Genomic DNA, 17,897 nt, shown 5'->3' on the forward strand with positions numbered 1-17,897 from the left:
AACGCTCACACGATGTAAAGCGTGCTAAGATATTTTGCAGAATGATAAATCTGCCCCAACTATGTCAAATTTCAATAAAGCCATCTCTAAACGTTTACGGCTCAATCATGCTTACGGACAACTGATTGCACTCATTTTCGTGCCAATCGCCATTTTGACAGCCGTGGGAATCATCTGGGTTTTATCAGAAACAACCAATGCCGCCAAACAACAACAAAACGCTGAAGCTTCCGCCATTTTGGCACGTTACCATCAGACCTCAACTGAGTTATTTCATCTGATACAAGAACATCCAGATCAGTACGATCGTGCTCAAAACCTGATGCAGAAGATGTTTGATGAAAAAAACTTACAACGTGCAGTGCTAATTGACAATAAAGGACAAACCTACTTAACCGTTGGCTATCAAAATAATCGCTTTTGGCCGAACTTCCCAAAAAATGGTCATTTTTTTGGACCTATCCCACATAATGACAATAATATTTACGGGGTAAGATTAGATAACAGCAACCCCAATTCAGTCTGGTTAATGATCGAGCTGAACAACCACTCACTTGAACTCGCCCGCTATAAGATTTTACTTTCATTGGTTGCCACAGGACTGCTGACACTCTTAATTTTATTATTTTGCTTAAATGTTTTTTCTCGTCGTTGGCTCGCCCCGTTATACGAGATCCGTATGCAAATGCAACGCCTCAATGCCGATACATTGGATCAGCATATTGTGGTCAACAGTACGGGGGAACTCCGTTTACTCCAACGAGACATCGCCAATGTGGTTAAGCGCTTGCATTTCAGTTTCTTAGAGTTAAAAGAACATACTGAGCAAACTGAGGAAGACTTACGCCGAACACTGGACACTTTAGAAGTTCAAAACATTACCTATCGTCAGGCACGTGACCAAGCCATTTCATCAAACCAATCGAAATCGGTCTTTCTTGCCAACATTAGCCACGAATTAAGAACACCACTGAATAGTATTGATGGTTTTATTCACTTATTGCTACGTCAGCAGAACTTAAGCAACGAACAGAATTTATACCTACAAACCATTCGTAAATCATCGGCGCACCTTCTAGCGCTCATCAACGACGTTCTTGATTTTTCTAAAATTGATGCTGGAAAATTAGAGCTTGAAACTGCGCCATTTGACTTAGAAGAAGCCATCTTTGATGTGATGGATATGCTGTCTCCTTTGGCTGCACAAAAACATATCAATATGGCATTTTATTATGCGGATAATATCCCACAACATGTGGTCGGTGATGCATTACGCTTTAAGCAAATCCTAACCAACCTCATTTCAAATGCGATTAAATTCACACCTGATGGTGAGATCATCGTTCGTGTGCGTATGGAAGATGATGATATTGGACAATGTCTATTACATTTTAGCGTTCAAGACAGTGGTATTGGTTTAAGCGGTACAGATCGCAAGAGATTGTTTGAGTCCTTCTCGCAAGGTGATGCATCTGTCACACGTCAATTTGGCGGTACAGGGCTAGGCTTAGCCATCTCCAAACAACTGGTGCATTTGATGCGAGGTCAAATCGGCTTTGAAGACAACCAAGAACGCGCACCGACTGAAAAAGGCTCAACGTTCTGGTTTACCGCTTCATTTAAAGTAGAAGAACAAGATGCAATAATCGAACATCCTCGATTTGACCATTTACAAGTGGTGTCTTATTTAGCGCACCCAGCAACGGCAAGTGTACTCCGTTTATATCTCGAAAATTATCATGTTGATCATATCGAAACACAGTCGATTTTAGATTTATTTAGTCGACTCAATCATCTCAATCAACAAGAAAATACGTGGCTCATTGTCGATTATAGTGGTGATACCGAGGCATTGCTCAAAGAAATTCGTCAACGTTATCATGGCAATCTCGCTGTTTACGGCTATCAGATGAATCTCGATCCGAACATGTTAAATGAGTACCGTGCTCGACCAATCTACCAACCTTTGAGCCGTCGTGAACTGATCCAACTGTTAGGCAATCAACCTATTTTTGAGCAAGAGCCAGAGGATTTTAATGGTCAAGGCCTACATATCTTAGCGGTGGATGACCATTTACCCAACCTGATCGTGCTTGAAGCCCTGTTAGGTGAACTAAATGTCACCACCACCAAAGCATTGAGTGGACAGAAAGCCATTGATATCATTCAAGAGCGCATTGAACAAAAATCGCCTCCTTTCGATCTGGTCTTTATGGATATCCAAATGCCTGTCATGTCGGGCATTGATACCACTCGTGCGATCCGCTCATTAGAGTCAACTTTAGATTCAGGTATGCAACTGCCGATCATTGCACTGACTGCACATGCGCTGGCAGATGAAAAACAAAAACTCCTCAAAGTTGGTATGAATGACTATGTCACCAAGCCGATTCAAATGGAGCAAATCATTCAAATATTGACGCAGTGGACCAAGAATAATTTTAGCGCTCAGCCTGTAACAAATGAAACCAAACGCCCAATAGAATCGCTTGACCCACAGATTTTAAATTGGCAACAAAGTATCCAATTGGCTGCCAATAAAGAAGATTTAGCTCAAGACTTATTACGCATGTTAGTCGATAGTTTTGATACCGAACTCACTGAAATGCAACAACTGATTGAGGTGGAAGACTTCCCACAACTTGAACACGTGCTCCACCGTCTTTATGGCGCAACGCGCTATGTTGGTACCCCAACCTTACAACGTGTTGCAGGTGAGTTTGAACAATTTGTTTCCACGCTACGTAAAGAACGTCGCAAAGCAGATGAAGGCTTTATTCAAGAAACAAACCATCGTTTTAATGAGCTAAACTTTGCAATTGAACAAGTCAGACAATCAGCAAATTTAATCTTAAATTTGAATGACAGCTAAGGTGACTGTTGTGTCATGTTTCATCTTAAAAACTCATGCTATGCTGCCGATCATCAAACACAATAAGAGTATGACAGATGGCCGTTTTACGCGTTGAAAAGAATAATGGCATTGCAACGGTTTACCTCAACCGCCCAGACAAACGCAATGCAATGAGTTTTGCGTTGTTAAAGGAACTTGTCGCAACTGCCAAAAAAATTGAAAAAGATCGTTCGATCCGTTGTGTCATTTTAACGGGTGAAGCACAGGTGTTTAGTGCAGGTATCGACTTGTCTGATCTAAACAACCCTAAAAATACTGTATTTGCGGCATGGGAACTGATCAAACCGGGACAAAGCCTCTTTCAAAAAGCGTTCTTAATTTGGCAAAACTTACCGATTCCAGTCATCGCGGCAATTGAAGGCTATTGTTTCGGCGCAGGTATGCAACTTGCACTCGCTGCCGACATTCGTATTGCCACGCCAGATACTCAAATGTCAATCATGGAAAGTCGTTGGGGGCTTGTGCCTGATATGGGCTTAACCCGTTCTTTAAAAGGTTTAATCGGCGTTGATTTAGCCAAAGAATTGACCCTGACAGCACGTATTTTTGATGCGCAATATGCCAAAGAAATCGGCTTGGTCACGCATTTGGACGCTGATCCATTAGCAAAGGCAAATCGCATTGCCCAAGAAATGCTACAACGTTCACCTGATGCATTAATGGCTGCCAAACGCGTATTAGATGCAATGCAACATCAACCTCAAAAAGCGTTACGTTTAGAAAAGCTGTGGCAGCTTAAACTGATTTTAGGTAAAAACAGCGCGCTTGCACGCAAGAAAGATAAGAACCCTGAAGTTGAGTTCTTGCCAAGACAATATAAATAAGCTGAATTTAATCTCAAACCTATCCCATTATTTATTATTGTGGGGCGACATGGATGTCGCCGTTGAGCTGCCTTTCGCTGCTTTCAAAGCGTTGCTTTGAAATTGCTCAGGACGTACCCTCTGTCCAACAAAGGGTTTTTGTTACTTTTCATCCGTGAAAAGTAAGGTCAACGCCAACGCAAAGACAATTCAATTCCTCGCACTTTATGAGGCTACGTGAATTTTAAAGCTTAATATGACATAGGCTACAAATGGCGTTTCCAAATATCATATTTGAGCGAAAAGTTTTAAATCAAAATCGTTAAGTTATTGAGTTTTTATATGCAAATCAATCCACAAACACCTATCGCTTTTTTAGGTATGGGCTTAATGGGTACACGCATGACAGCCCGACTCCTTCAAGCAGGCTACTCAGTTGCCGTTTGGAACCGCAGCCCACATGCTTGTGAAACACTCATTAAACAAGGTGCAACTGCTTTAGAACTCGATCAGATTGCAGACTATCCCGTTATTTTGACCTGCTTGGCGGATGACAAAGCAGTTCAAAGTGTTTTCATGAAAATTCAGTCTTACCTACAACCACAACAAATTATCGTTGATTTCTCTAGCTTATCGGTAGCAGCAACCCAAGAATTGGCTCGATCAGCTCAACAACAACAAGTCACATGGATCGACTCCCCTGTTTCGGGTGGAACGATGGGCGCAGAACAAGGCACACTGGTTATCTTTGCAGGTGGAAATGCTCAGACCATCGAACAACTGAACCCAATCTATCAAGTCCTATCGCAACGTGTAACCCGTATGGGCGATTCAGGAACAGGACAAGCCACAAAAATCTGTAATCAACTGATTGTTGCAGCCAATAGCACATTAATTGCTGAAGCCGTTGCGCTTGCCGACCAAGCTGGTGTGGATACGACGTTACTCGCTCCTGCACTTGCAGACGGTTTTGCTGATTCTAAACCTCTACAAATACTTGCTCCCCGTATGGCAACACACACCTTTGAACCAGTGCAGTGGAAAGTCCAAACCCTCTCTAAAGATTTAAACAATGCTTTACAACTTGCACAAAGCTTTAACCTACAGATACCTGTCGCACAAAAAGCTCTACTACAGTTACAAGCACACCAACAAAATGGCTTTGCTGAGAATGATTTAGCTACTATCATTCAACATATAGAACAATAATTAATGAATCATGGAGGTTAATATGAGTCATCTTGCCGTCAATTTATCGATGATTTTTACTGAAGTACCTTTAATCGAGCGCTTTGCTTTAGCACACGCACATGGTTTTCAGCATGTTGAAATTCAATTTCCCTATGAATTAGAAATTTTTGATATCCAAACCCAACTTGACCAATACAACCTCTCTTTGTGTCTCATTAATGCCCCTGCGGGAGACCTGATGCAAGGTGGTAATGGATTGGCAGGTGTTCCTGGATTAGAAACGACATTTTATCAAGCACTTGAACTTGCGATCAGCTATGCCAATGCATTGAATGTACCTCGCATAAACATACTCGCAGGCAAACAACCCTTAGATGCCGATTTATTGCCTTGCTTAAACACATTAGCAAGCAATCTTAAGCTCGCATGTCATATGCTCACTGAGCATGATATTGAACCTGTTTTTGAAATGATCAATGGCACAGATATGCCCCGTTTTTTAATACAGAATATCGCCCAAGCGCAAGAAATGCTTGAAGCAGTGAATCATCCTGCACTTAAAATGCAATACGATTGCTATCACATGGCGATGATGGGGGAAGATGTTTTAGCAGGTTTACAAGAGAACCTACATCACATTGGGCATATACAATTTGCTGATTGTCCGAGTCGCCATGAGCCTGATACTGGAAATATTCCTTATAAACAAATCTTTGACTGGTTGTTACAAAGTGATTATCAGGGGATAATTGCCGCCGAATACAGACCAGAAACACATTCAGATCAATCATTTGCATGGAAAAAGAAATATTTCTCTAATGATGTGAACACATAATCTGTTACGGCTAAAATTTGAATTTTTTTGTTAAAAACGGTATATTTGACAATGAGCAATTGTCAGGAAAATATACGCCCCATGAATTTAGAACCATCGCCCAGCGCTTCTAATTCTCACGACCTAAAAATCAAAACTTCAAGCACCGATGTACAGGCTTGTTTAAAAGTCGTACATGAAGCCCTTACTGATGTAAAAGCCAAAGATATTCTAGAACTAGATGTCAGTTCTATTAGCAATGTTGCTGATGCAATTGTAATTGCCAGCGGCACTTCAACCCGTCATGTTAAAGCCCTCGCGGATAATGTTGCTGATGAAGCACGTAAAGCAGGTTTTCGCCCAATCGGTGTCGAAGGTGAACGAGACGCTGAATGGATCTTAATTGACCTAGGTTTCGTCGTTGTACACGTCATGTTGCCTACTGCTCGTAAATTCTATGACCTTGAAAGTTTATGGCGCGCTCCTGAGTCTGTCGCATAAATATTTTAAGTAAAAAAGCGATCTTATATAGATCGCTTTTTTAATTTTTAAAGGTCAGATTTTCTTTTTATATCTTCACATTTTATTGCTCAATCGTGTCTTTTCTTCCCTCTCGAATAACTTCAAGCATTATGTCGGACATTTCTTTTCTCATTTTTTCTACCCTCCCACTTTTTAGCTCATCAATCAACTTTAGTTGCTCTTTACTTATATCTTTATAGTTGTCACCCGCCAAGTTTTTTATATCAAACGTCCCCATCAATTGCCGCTCTTCTTGTCTACACTCATAAAAAGCATATTCAACAATGGCTTTTTCATCTTTATTCATTTTTATCTGGGACTCAACTTTTTGCATTAAACAATTTGCATATTTTTCACTGGCCTCTTCAAGAGGCTCTGCTAAGACCATAGAAGAAAAAGAAAAACAGATAAATGAGATCACGAAAAATATTGTTCTTTTGATCACCCAAACCTCTTAAAATAATTTAAATATGTCCGTAGAACACTACCATCCTTAATATCTAATTAAAACAAAAAACGACCTAAGGCAGCCTTCTCAAATTTTCAACGACTAACTTCGCATCACCAAAGCTAAAATCAATCAATCCTACATAAATTTATTCACATCAAAAGAAAATCGCCTCTCCTCGCTTTAAAACTGACATGCTAAATTGTCAAATTTAACGTATTATAAAAATGCTTAAACACTCAATCTATAAAAAGTCATAACTGGAGTAAACAAAGTGAAGATTCTCATTACTGGTGCAAATACAGGTATTGGTTTTTCCACCGCTGAACAATTAGTTAAGCAAGGACAGCATGTCATCTTAGCCTGTCGCAACCCGCAAAAAGCCCAAGCTGCGCAGGACAAACTCCGTGCACTGGATCAAGGTCAAGTCGACTTAGTATCACTTGATTTAAATAGCCTCGAAAATACACGTAAAGCAGCAGACGAAATCGCCAATCGCTATGGCAGCCTAGATGTTCTAATTAACAACGCTGGACTATTTTCAAAGACCAAACAATTAACACAAAATGGTTTTGAGCAACAATTTGGTGTCAATTATCTTGGTCATTTTCTGCTGACGCACAAACTTATTCCAGTTTTACAGCAAGCACCCAAAGCTCGAATTATCCATCTCGCTTCAATTGCACATTGGGCTGGATCAATCAAACCTAATAAATTTCGTGCCGAGGGTTTCTACAACCCATTGTTCTATTATGGTCAGTCTAAACTTGCCAACTTACTATTCAGTAATGCATTAGCCGAACAGATGGCAGGTAGTACCATTAGCAACAACGCCCTACACCCTGGTGGTGTCGCTTCTGACATTTATCGCGATTTGCCGAAACCCATTTATGAAGTAATGAAAATTGGTTTAGTACCCACTTCTGTTCCAGCCAAACTCATTACTCAAATGGCAATAGGGAATGAATGGGAAAATCGCAATGGCGAGTATGTGAGTGCACATATGCCAGACTGGAAATCACCTCATGCTAAAAACCAACAGCTTGCACGTGATTTATATGCTCAATCTATGGATCTTGTAGAAAAGTATCTTTAATCAAAAAGTAGCAATCAAAAAAGCCACCCGAAGGTGGCTTTTACAATCTTGATTCAGGTCAGATTAGTGACCACCACCATTGATTGCTTTAGTCATGTCTTCAACCACTTTCTTCGCATCACCAAAGACCATCATGGTTTTTTCATTGTAGAACAAGTCATTATCTAGACCAGCATAACCTGTTGCCATAGAACGCTTGATCACCATAATCGTACGAGCTTTGTGTGCTTCAAGAATCGGCATACCGTAAATCGGTGATGTCGGATCATCTTTCGCCGCAGGGTTAACCACGTCATTTGCACCGATAACAAGAACAACATCAGTTGCAGGGAAGTCTGAGTTAATCTCATCCATCTCTAAGATGTCTTCATACGCAACATCAGCTTCAGCTAACAATACGTTCATGTGACCAGGCATACGACCAGCAACTGGGTGAATCGCAAAACGAACTTTTACACCTTGTTCTTTTAAGATTTCACACAACTCTTTAACTGCATTCTGTGCACGACCTTGCGCCATACCATAACCCGGTACGATCACAACGCTATCCGCATTTGACATCAAGAAGCCAGCATCATCAGCAGAACCAGAACGATAGTTACGTTGTACTTGCTCACCTTTGTCAACTGCAACTGCTGCGCCACCCATTGCACCACCAAATAATACATTGATGATAGAACGGTTCATCGCCTTACACATGATGTAAGAAAGAATCGCACCAGAAGAACCAACAAGTGAACCTGCAACGATCAACATATTGTTTTCAAGTGTGAAACCAATACCTGCTGCTGCCCAACCAGAGAATGAGTTCAGTAACGATACCACAACTGGCATATCACCACCGCCGACTGGTGCAATCCACATCCAACCAAATGCCAAAGCAAATGCAGTCATGATGTAGAACGCAGTCAAGCTATCTGTAGCGAAGTACACACCACCGAAAACTAACATCGTGATAAACAACAACGCTTGTAGTGGTTTTACCCATGCACCAGAGATAGTTTTCGCCCATTTCTTTGCTGCAAGTTTGCCGTAAGCAAATACAGATGCTGTAAAGGTAATCGCACCAATGAAACAGCCCACAAACAATTCAAAACGATAAGTACTGCTAAAGCCAGTAAATGCTGTATAGCCTTCAGCCAACATCGCTTCGTTCACAGAAGTCAATTGTGCTGCATCAAACTGACCAAAATGAGCCGCTTTTAATACAGTCGCAATCGCAATCAATACTGCTGCTAAACCGACCAATGAGTGCATCAATGCAACCATTTCAGGCATTTGTGTCATTGGTACTGCGCGCGCTTTGGTAATCCCGATCGCTGCACCAGCAACCATTGCCAAACCGATCATCCAAACCACTGGACCTTCAGCCACAAAGAATGTCGTTGCAACCGCGATTGCCATCGCAATCATACCGTAACGGCTACCCGCAATCGCAGTTTTAGGACCTGACAAACCACGTAAAGTTAAGATAAAGAGGACAGCACCAATCAGGTAGAACCAATCCGCATAGTCTCGAATAAATTCCATCACACGCCCTCTTTTTTCTTTTGCTTAGGTTTGAACATTTCAAGCATACGCGCCGTTACAGCGAAACCACCGAAAATGTTAATACTTGCAAGGAACACAGCGATTGCACCTAAAATGCTAATCGGGTTAATGGTCTCAAAATAAACCGAACCCTCAATCCCAATAAATGGCAAACCGACGGTTTGAATCATTGCGCCTACAACAATAATTGAAGACAATGCGTTTGTTACAGCCATCAATGGCGTATGTAACGCAGGCGTTACACCCCAAACAACGTAATAACCTACGAAGATGGCAAGGACGAAAATTGTAATCGTTTCAACCATGAGAACTCTCCTTAACCACGCTTGAGCAGTACTTGACCGCCATGTGTCACGAGTAACGCTTTTTGGATTTCATCTTCTTGATTGATCGCAAAGGCTTTGTCTTTGTCAAACAATGTTTCAAGGAAGTTAAATACGTTACGTGCATACAATGCAGATGCTTCAGTTGCAACTGTGCCCGGAATATTTGGGATACCCAAAATTTTCACGCCATTTTCAGTTGTTACTGTTTCGCCTTCTTTAGAACCTTCAACGTTTCCACCCGTTTCAACTGCCATATCTAAAATGACAGAACCCGGTTTCATTTTGGCAACGGTTTCAGCTTTAATTAAACGCGGCGCATTACGACCAGGAAGCAAAGCAGTTGTGATCACGATATCTGCATTTGATACCGCTTTATCCACAATCGCAGCTTGATCTTGAATGTATTGCTCACCCGGCATCCAACCATAACCATTCTTGGCAGCGTCGGCAGCTTTTTGCTTTTCTTCATCAGACATCGGTACGTCTAACCATTTACCACCTAAAGACTCAACTTGCTCTTTAGCGGTTGGACGTAAGTCGGTCGCTTCAACAATTGCACCCAAACGTTTTGCAGTCGCAATCGCTTGCAGACCAGCAACACCAACACCCATGATCACAACACGTGCTGGTTTTACAGTACCCGCAGCCGTCATTAACATTGGGAACATACGTTGATATTCAGCCGCAGCCAACAATACAGATTTATAACCCGCCAAGTTTGCTTGAGAAGAAAGTACATCCATATTTTGTGCACGTGAAAGTGTACGTGGAAGTAACTCTAAAGCAAAAGCAGACACTTGCTGAGCAGCAAATTGGTCTAATTCTGGATTTCGGTAAGGGTCAAACATTGCAATCACAGATGTATTCGCCGCAAGTTTTTGAATTTCGTTACCACTAGGGGCACGTACTTTCAAAATAATTTGACTACCTGTATATGCATCATCCGTAATGGCTGCGCCAACTTGTTCATAAGCACTGTCAATATACGCAGCTTTAACACCAGCGCCACGTTCAATAACAACGCTATGACCTGCGTTAATCAACTTCTTCACTGTCTCTGGTGTTGCAGCAACACGACTTTCACCGACGACAGTTTCGGTTGGGATTCCGATCTGCATGAGCGTTCCTCAAGCTAGTTTTTCTTAAGTAAACATCGCGAATCGCAATGTTTCCCCCAGGAGTATTCTTTGTAGAGACTTAGGATTTTAATGGAACTTTTTTAAAATTCCACCCAATATTTATTTAATAAATACCTATATTTTGAACTGATGATTCATATTAATGTTTCTAACTTGTATGATTGGTATGTTTGATTTTTATAATGCAAACCTACGCTTCGATACTCGTTAAAGATGATATGCCATTATCATCCACATAAATCTGCTCATATCTACACTTTGTATCGCATGCGTGATTGAATAGCAAAGCGATATCTATTGAAATAAATCTACAGCACAGCGTTCACTATAAATAAGCCTTGTTCAAATGCGTTACATATCAATGGCACTTGCGTCGGGTATCTACAGATTGACGACCTGAATCGGCATCATAAGCATGCGATTACGCGAGTGGATTGGCTTATTTAAACTTTTATTGTTTTTTTCGGCTACTTTTTATTAGCCCTGTTATTCACTTAAATTTAACCAAGCTTGAATGAATCGAAATTTCACTCCATTCAATGTAATGTTGGCGATTAAATAATAAGCACAATTAAAAAAGAAATGTAAAAACGTAGCTTGGCATTTTCTCAAGTGATATTTGTTTATTTTTTAGCAGCAAATTTCCGCATATTGCACAATATTGGTGCGATTTTTAATCAAATTAGCCTGTCGCATCATTTTTTTGATTGAGTAAAAATAAAATTTCCTGAAAATGAGCGCCCATTGCCTCTTTTGCTAAACAATCATCAGGATTCCGCAATGGACATTGCGCCAAAGATAGGCAGCCACAACCAATACATTGATCGAGCTGTTGACGTAATTGCAATAACATCATGATTTGCTGATCAAGTTGGCCCTGCCATTGCTGAGACATCGTTTGCCAGTCTTGTTTGCTGGCAATTTGTTGCTTAGGTAAAGAAGCAAAGGTCTCTTTAATTTGCCCCAAGCTAATCCCAACTTGTTGCGCTGCTTTAATAATTGCAATTCGCCGCAATATAGCGCGTTGATAACGGCGCTGGTTACCTGAAGTTCGTACGCTCCATATCAGTTCTTTTTCTTCATAAAAACGAATGGTTGCAACACTTACACCACTTCGCTTTGCAAGCTCACCAATCGTGAGCCAAGCCTGTAATTGTTCTTGTTCCAAAATATGCTTGACCTCTAGTTAACTTGAGCTTTGATACTAACATAACTCAGTTTTCCGAATGGTGTTTTCCAATGAATAATACAAATACGCAAGCATTTACCATAATCAATCCAAATGAGCTGTATGACCCACGTGCCAATGGGTATAGCCATGTCAGCATCGTACAACCCAATATGCGTACCATTCATATTGCAGGTCAAGGCGGTGAAAATAAAAATGGTGAACTGTCACAAGATTTTGACCAACAGGTACAACAAGTCTTTTATAATATCCAACATGCTTTAACTTCAGCTCAAGCCCAACTTCAAGATATTGCTGTTTTACGTATTCTGGTTGTCGATCACGATGCTGAGAAACTTCAAAAATTGACTCATATCATGCAGCGTTTGTGGAAAAATCATGTTTTCCCTGTTTGCACACTTATTCCTGTGCCCTGTTTAGCATTAAAAGACATGCAAATCGAAATTGAAGCAACTGCATATACCGCTTAGACCCGTTATAGAGAGAATTATGTCTGCCTCCCAAGATATTAGTCAAAATAAAGCCCTGCTCTGGTTTATGGCTGTGGCATGTGGTTTGTGTGCAGGTGCAAACTATTATAGTCAACCGTTGATCCATTCGATTCAGCAGTATTTTGCTGTGACGGAGGGTCAAGCTGCCCTCACCGTCACTTTTGCACAGGTTTCTTATGCCTTGGGCTTACTCTTTATTGTGCCGATGGGAGATGTGGTCAATAAAACCAAGTTCATCCCCTTATTAATGTGTTTTTGTGCGGTCGGTTTATTTATTAGTGCTTTTTCAGTGAATTTGCCGATGTTATGGCTTGGAACAGTCTTGGCTGGTTTATTCTCAGTTGCGGCACAAATCCTGATTCCACTGGCAACCATGACGGTACAACCTGAAAAAACGGGCGAAGTGGTTGGCTTCTTGATGAGTGGACTATTGGTCGGAATTTTACTATCGACCAGTTTAGCAGGGTTATTTTCCAATTTATTTCACTGGAAAATGATTTATGCGGTCAGTGGTGTATTGATGTTGATATTGGCCTATGCCCTAAAAAGCCGTTTACCGTATGTGATGCGGATGAAAATGAATTATGGGCAAGTGTTTGCATCGATGGCACAACTACTAAAACAAGAAAAACGCCTTTTATTACGTGCGCTTTCAGGTGGATTTGCTTTTGCTGCCGTCAGTATTTTATTTTCGACCATCGCCTTACTGTTGGCTTCCGCACATCAACTGTCTGATCTACTGATTGGCATGGTTGGATTGGTCGGCATCTTTGGCGCATTATCGACACAATATATCGGTAAATATGCTGATCGAGGCTATACCCAACAATTGACATGGATGGGTTGCGGATTATTTATCTTGAGTTGGATCTGCTTCTATTATGGTCAGACTTATTTATTCAGTTATATTCTTGGCTTCGCACTAATCCAATTGGCTTTAGCACTCGTTCACACCAGCAATCAAAGCATTATTTTCCGTTTACGCCCTGATGCCAAGTCACGTATCAATGCCATCTATATGACCACCTATTTTATTGGCGGCGCTTGCGGTTCTGCATTGGGAATTTTCTCATGGAATCATGGAGGCTGGAGCATGACCTGTTTGGTTGGTCTCAGTTTGGTTTTCGCTTGTATGTTCTTTAGTTTCTTGGATAAGCTGGTTTCATCCAAAACCATTTCAGCCTAAACGAAAAATGCCAAGAAGACTCATCTTCTTGGCATTTATATAAGGATAGCGTTTAAAGTCTTAAGTTATTCGGCTCGATCGCAACAATATCCTCTCGCGCCGCAATAAATTCAGGTCGGGGTTTAAGCCCACCCAATGGCTGCTGTAATTGATTGTCGATACTGTTATAGACAAAGAAAATATTACTGCGTGGGAATGGAGTAATGTTACTGTTTGAACCATGCATTAAATTGCAATCAAAGAACACAACACTACCCGCCAACCCTGTACACGAATGTATGCCGCCCATATCGGCCAAATAGCGCAATAAGCTACCATCGGGTACACCATACTCTTGCTTTTTGAGCGACTTTTTATAGTGCTCATCAGGGGTCTCACCCTGACAAGAAATATAGTGTTGATGTGAACCGGGGATCACCAAAAGTGGCCCGTTATGATCATCATTATCCGTCAGTAAAATCGAGCAACTTAAAGCACGCATTCTCGGCATGCCATCTTCACTATGCCAAGTCTCAAAATCTGAGTGCCAAAAAAACTCTTTGCCATGCAAACCCGGTTTATAGTTAATACGCGACTGATGTATATAAACATCACTTCCCAGTAATGATCGAGCAATGTTTAATACTCGTTCATCAGAGACTAGATTTTTAAATACATCATTTAAACGATGCACATTAAAAATCGAACGCACTTCTTGGCTTTCACGCTCAATAATCGCTTCAGGGCGTTGTTGAACGGCGAAATCTTGGCGCATTTGATGTAACTCATTCAGTAGATGTTGTACTTCATCTTGACTAAATAATTGATCAACTTGCAAAAAGCCATTTTTTGCATAATCCTGTTTTTGCTGTTCAGTTGCACCTTGAACCACATCTTGCTGATAAACCACTGGATCTGCACGCGAAATGATTGCAGCAGCATCACTTCTTCGAGTCAGGTAAGGGTTACTCATTTGCACGATTACACCTCCTCCTCAGTCTGTTTCATCATCTGTTCTGGTGTTGCATACACGCCATCTTTGTCATGCACTTCATTGCCTACCAAGGCAGGATTGAAAGTACAGACCAAAACCAAATCAGTGGTCGCACGTAGATAATGATTGTCATGTTTGTCTAAGGCATAGAGTGTTCCTGGCGTGATTTTAAAGACTTCTCCAGACGGAATCAGCTCAATCTCGCCCTCACCTTTGACGCAATACACCGCTTCTAAATGGTTCTTATACCAAATATGCGTTTCTGTACCTGCAAAAATGGTGGTTTCATGCATCGAAAAGCCCATACCATCTTCACGTAATAATAAACGGCGACTTGCCCACGTTTCTGTCTGCACATCACGATCAGTATTTAGAATATCTTGTAATTGACGTACGATCATGAAACAACTCCGTGTACTTTAACTGTCGATTTTACTTTCGCTTGAGGTAAATTGGCTTGGGTATAGACCTGAACCACATGTTCAATTGCCTGCTCTAACAGCTCAATCCCTTGTTCTAAGATTTCAGGTTCAATCGTCAATGGCGGTAGTAATTTCACCACTTCACCACGACTGCCAGAAGTCTCAATCACCAAACCAAGTTGGAAGGCTTGAGTTGTCACTTCATCGGCCCAGTCTGGGTTTTTAAATGCGATACCTTGCATCAAGCCACGACCACGATGGGTTAACTCTGCCGCTGGGAATTTCTTCACCATCTCTTGTAATCGACGGCTGACCAATTCGGACTTCTGCGCCAATTCCGTTTGGAAGCTTTGATCCGCCCAAAAGTGTTGAATTGCTTTAGTCGCGGTGACAAATGCTAAGTTATTGCCACGGAATGTGCCATTGTGCTGACCCGGACGCCAGATATCCAATTCTGGTTTAAACAAAACCAAAGACATAGGCAAACCAAAACCAGATAAAGACTTAGACAAAGTCACGATATCAGGTGTGATCTCCGCTGTTTCAAAGCTAAAGAAATGACCTGAACGTCCACAGCCTGCTTGAATATCATCGACAATTAATAGAATTTTGTGTTGTTTGCACAAAGCTGAAAGTCGCTTTAGCCAATCAATACTGGCTGAATTTAAGCCGCCTTCGCCTTGCACACACTCAACAATGATTGCGGCTGGTAGATCAATGCCACTGCTACGATCTGTCAAAAGCTTATTCAGCATCGCAATGGTATCGACATCTTCACCAAAATAGCCTGCATAGGCTGCATGATGAACATTACCCAAAGCCACACCCGCAGCTTCACGAAACTTTTGATTTCCTGTTAATGAAAGTGCGCCTAAGCTCACCCCATGAAAACCGTTGGTAAATGCAATAATATTGTGGCGCTTGGTGACATTACGCGCCAACTTGATTGCCGCTTCTACGGCATTGGTTCCTGTTGGACCAGTAAACTGCAACTTATAATTTAAAGTACGTGGCTTTAAAATATATTGCTCAAAGGTTTCTATAAAAGCCTTTTTCGCAGAGGTTGCCATATCCAAGCCATGCACAATGCCATCTTGCATCAGATAATCAATTGCAGCCTGTTTCAGCACGGGATGATTGTGCCCATAATTCAATGTGCCCGCACCCGCGAGAAAATCAATATAAGATCGATCGTTCTCATCCACCAAAACTGCATTTTTTGCAGTTTTGAATATGGTTGGAAAAGAATGGATATAACCTCGTACTTCAGACTCCAATCGACTGAAAATATTCATGAATAACTCCAAGTTAATTTTAAAAGGAATAAATCTCTTAAATACTGCTCAATTCCAATCCCAAAGACCGATGGTGTATAAGTCTTCTGGCTCATGCTGAGTATCGAATGGTTCGGGTTGTAAAGGCTGCAGCGCTTGCTTGGATAAAAACGGACTGACTTTACAATCAACATCAAAGCGAGAGGCAAAACTGCGGAAAAGATTTTGAGAGGCTTTATTGCTTGGAGAAATTGTTGTTTTTAAGAATTTTAATTGGCGGTTTTCTAAACATTGTTCTTTTACGTTATCAAGGAGTAAGGAGCCGATCCCATTTCCTTGCTCACTGGGCGAGACCGCGATTTGCCAGAGGAAGTACGTATCTGGATCTTCTGGACAAATATAGCCTGTCACCACACCCGAGATTTCACCTTTGTGGTTATAAGCCACAAAACAGGTATCGGTATGATGTTCAGCAAGTAATGCATATGCATAGAGTGAGTTGAGGTCCAAAGATGGACAGGACTGAATCAGCGCATGTACTTCACGTACATCTTTTGGTTTGAAATTACGAACACTGCATTGATTCAGCTGATGAATAATTGATTGTTTAGTCAAGCGAATTGACTGTCTTGATAAAGCTTCCACGCTATCTCCTTTTGTATTTCCGTAATCGGCATACTCAAGTTATAAGTGTGGTATCAGGATAGCATCTACGCATGTCATTGAATAACAATCACATTGATAATCTGTATTGCCCTATTTTCAACTGGATTTAATTTGGAACTTTTGCCTCAAGTAACTGGGCAAACCGCTCTAATGACACAATGAGATGCTGTCGCTCATCATTGGTCAAAGCTTGTAAAGCCAGTGAAAAACCTTCAGGTAACGCAGACGGTGATTGATCTAATAATTGTTCGCCTTTCGCGGTCAGGCTGACATGTACATGTCGACGGTCCTGTGTATCCCTTACACGCAAGACCAAACCTTTTTCCTCGAGACGATCAATAATTCCAACAACGGTACTCGGACTCACAAAAATTGCTTTGCCAATGACAGACATACTGCATGGGCCTATTTTTGCAACGGTCATCAGCGCAACGAGTTGCGGTGTCGTGATTTGGTGAAGTTGAGACAATCTTTTGGAATAAAGCTCCACACACTGCTCAATCCGCCGAACACTTTGTAAAACACGAACAGCATCATCCATCTCAATCACGCACAAAAAAAGCTAAACACACTATTGTAGTACGTTGTACATGATGTTGTCTGTATTTTAATAAAACATCACCGCGTTATTTCTTTACGCTTGACCCTAACGCCAAGTACATCTATTTCCCGATACCTTGAGTAGAAATCATTATAGGTAGTGAATATTTTTTCTTCAAATCAATTCATATCAAATAGTTTCAATAAGAATGATTTTCCCGTGAATCATTTTTAAATATATATATAAATCAAACTACTATAAATTATGTAATTTTGTGTAATCTATAAAATCCATATAAAGCCAAAACAATGCACAAAAAACAGCCATTCAAGATTCATGCCATGATTAATA

General features: G+C 41.1%; 18 protein-coding genes. 8 read left to right on the forward strand and 10 right to left on the reverse strand.

Annotated elements, in window-relative coordinates; genetic code table 11:
• The first annotated feature begins 61 nt into the window (after nucleotides 1–61).
• The 5 genes from MMO38_RS12800 (at nucleotide 62) to rsfS (ending at nucleotide 6,223) form a co-directional block, all read left to right on the forward strand.
• Nucleotides 62–2,872, forward strand: a complete 2,811-nt coding sequence (locus tag MMO38_RS12800; RefSeq protein WP_241323776.1) for an ATP-binding protein — start codon at nucleotides 62–64, stop codon at nucleotides 2,870–2,872.
• Between the two features lie 77 nt (nucleotides 2,873–2,949).
• Complete coding sequence (locus MMO38_RS12805; protein ID WP_241323777.1) at nucleotides 2,950–3,738, forward strand: crotonase/enoyl-CoA hydratase family protein; 789 nt, start codon at nucleotides 2,950–2,952, stop codon at nucleotides 3,736–3,738.
• A 321-nt stretch (nucleotides 3,739–4,059) separates the two neighbouring features.
• Nucleotides 4,060–4,926 (forward strand): NAD(P)-dependent oxidoreductase, encoded by an 867-nt coding sequence (locus tag MMO38_RS12810; protein ID WP_241323778.1) that lies wholly within the window; start codon nucleotides 4,060–4,062, stop codon nucleotides 4,924–4,926.
• A gap of 22 nt (nucleotides 4,927–4,948) precedes the next feature.
• Complete coding sequence (locus MMO38_RS12815; protein ID WP_241323779.1) at nucleotides 4,949–5,743, forward strand: TIM barrel protein; 795 nt, start codon at nucleotides 4,949–4,951, stop codon at nucleotides 5,741–5,743.
• Nucleotides 5,744–5,824: 81 nt separating this feature from the next.
• Nucleotides 5,825–6,223 carry a ribosome silencing factor gene (gene rsfS, locus MMO38_RS12820; RefSeq protein ID WP_004672480.1) on the forward strand — a complete coding sequence of 133 codons (399 nt, stop codon included), beginning with the start codon at nucleotides 5,825–5,827 and terminating at the stop codon, nucleotides 6,221–6,223.
• An 82-nt stretch (nucleotides 6,224–6,305) separates the two neighbouring features.
• On the opposite strand, the gene MMO38_RS12825 is transcribed toward rsfS, so the two are convergent.
• Nucleotides 6,306–6,689, reverse strand: coding sequence for a hypothetical protein (locus MMO38_RS12825; RefSeq protein WP_241323780.1), 384 nt, complete (start codon nucleotides 6,687–6,689; stop codon nucleotides 6,306–6,308).
• Nucleotides 6,690–6,966: 277 nt separating this feature from the next.
• Between MMO38_RS12825 and MMO38_RS12830 the strand changes: the two genes are divergently transcribed.
• Entirely contained in the window at nucleotides 6,967–7,788 is an 822-nt protein-coding gene (locus MMO38_RS12830; protein ID WP_241323781.1) for an SDR family NAD(P)-dependent oxidoreductase, read from the forward strand.
• A 63-nt stretch (nucleotides 7,789–7,851) separates the two neighbouring features.
• Here MMO38_RS12830 and MMO38_RS12835 read toward each other — a convergent pair whose 3' ends face one another.
• The 4 genes from MMO38_RS12835 to soxR all read right to left on the reverse strand — a co-directional run bounded on the left by MMO38_RS12835 (nucleotide 7,852) and on the right by soxR (nucleotide 11,972).
• Complete coding sequence (locus MMO38_RS12835; protein ID WP_004672475.1) at nucleotides 7,852–9,318, reverse strand: NAD(P)(+) transhydrogenase (Re/Si-specific) subunit beta; 1,467 nt, start codon at nucleotides 9,316–9,318, stop codon at nucleotides 7,852–7,854.
• Nucleotides 9,318–9,644, reverse strand: a complete 327-nt coding sequence (locus MMO38_RS12840; protein ID WP_004672473.1) for a proton-translocating transhydrogenase family protein — start codon at nucleotides 9,642–9,644, stop codon at nucleotides 9,318–9,320. Before MMO38_RS12840 ends, MMO38_RS12835 begins: the two co-directional genes overlap by 1 nt.
• An 11-nt stretch (nucleotides 9,645–9,655) precedes the next feature.
• Nucleotides 9,656–10,783, reverse strand: coding sequence for a Re/Si-specific NAD(P)(+) transhydrogenase subunit alpha (locus MMO38_RS12845; protein WP_004672471.1), 1,128 nt, complete (start codon nucleotides 10,781–10,783; stop codon nucleotides 9,656–9,658).
• 703 nt (nucleotides 10,784–11,486) lie between these two features.
• Nucleotides 11,487–11,972 (reverse strand): redox-sensitive transcriptional activator SoxR, encoded by a 486-nt coding sequence (soxR, locus tag MMO38_RS12850; protein ID WP_004672469.1) that lies wholly within the window; start codon nucleotides 11,970–11,972, stop codon nucleotides 11,487–11,489.
• Between the two features lie 71 nt (nucleotides 11,973–12,043).
• On the opposite strand from soxR, the gene MMO38_RS12855 reads away from it, so the two are divergent.
• Both MMO38_RS12855 and MMO38_RS12860 read left to right on the forward strand, forming a co-directional pair.
• Nucleotides 12,044–12,463, forward strand: coding sequence for a Rid family hydrolase (locus tag MMO38_RS12855; RefSeq protein WP_004672467.1), 420 nt, complete (start codon nucleotides 12,044–12,046; stop codon nucleotides 12,461–12,463).
• A gap of 19 nt (nucleotides 12,464–12,482) precedes the next feature.
• Nucleotides 12,483–13,670, forward strand: coding sequence for an MFS transporter (locus MMO38_RS12860; RefSeq protein WP_005198482.1), 1,188 nt, complete (start codon nucleotides 12,483–12,485; stop codon nucleotides 13,668–13,670).
• A 52-nt stretch (nucleotides 13,671–13,722) separates the two neighbouring features.
• Here the strand turns inward: MMO38_RS12860 and thpD are convergent, their stop codons facing one another.
• The 5 genes from thpD to MMO38_RS12885 all read right to left on the reverse strand — a co-directional run bounded on the left by thpD (nucleotide 13,723) and on the right by MMO38_RS12885 (nucleotide 17,546).
• Complete coding sequence (gene thpD, locus MMO38_RS12865) at nucleotides 13,723–14,628, reverse strand: ectoine hydroxylase (RefSeq protein ID WP_130162833.1); 906 nt, start codon at nucleotides 14,626–14,628, stop codon at nucleotides 13,723–13,725.
• A gap of 2 nt (nucleotides 14,629–14,630) precedes the next feature.
• Nucleotides 14,631–15,044, reverse strand: a complete 414-nt coding sequence (locus tag MMO38_RS12870) for an ectoine synthase (RefSeq protein WP_241323782.1) — start codon at nucleotides 15,042–15,044, stop codon at nucleotides 14,631–14,633.
• Nucleotides 15,041–16,360, reverse strand: coding sequence for a diaminobutyrate--2-oxoglutarate transaminase (gene ectB / locus MMO38_RS12875; RefSeq protein WP_241323783.1), 1,320 nt, complete (start codon nucleotides 16,358–16,360; stop codon nucleotides 15,041–15,043). Before ectB ends, MMO38_RS12870 begins: the two co-directional genes overlap by 4 nt.
• A 48-nt stretch (nucleotides 16,361–16,408) precedes the next feature.
• Complete coding sequence (gene ectA, locus MMO38_RS12880) at nucleotides 16,409–16,984, reverse strand: diaminobutyrate acetyltransferase (RefSeq protein WP_241323784.1); 576 nt, start codon at nucleotides 16,982–16,984, stop codon at nucleotides 16,409–16,411.
• Between the two features lie 127 nt (nucleotides 16,985–17,111).
• A complete protein-coding gene (locus MMO38_RS12885) occupies nucleotides 17,112–17,546 on the reverse strand; it encodes a MarR family transcriptional regulator (RefSeq protein ID WP_004672461.1) in 435 nt (144 codons plus the stop codon).
• Nucleotides 17,547–17,897: the final 351 nt, after the last annotated feature.

It is taken from the genome of Acinetobacter sp. NIPH 1852 (assembly GCF_022549455.1).
GTDB lineage: Bacteria > Pseudomonadota > Gammaproteobacteria > Pseudomonadales > Moraxellaceae > Acinetobacter.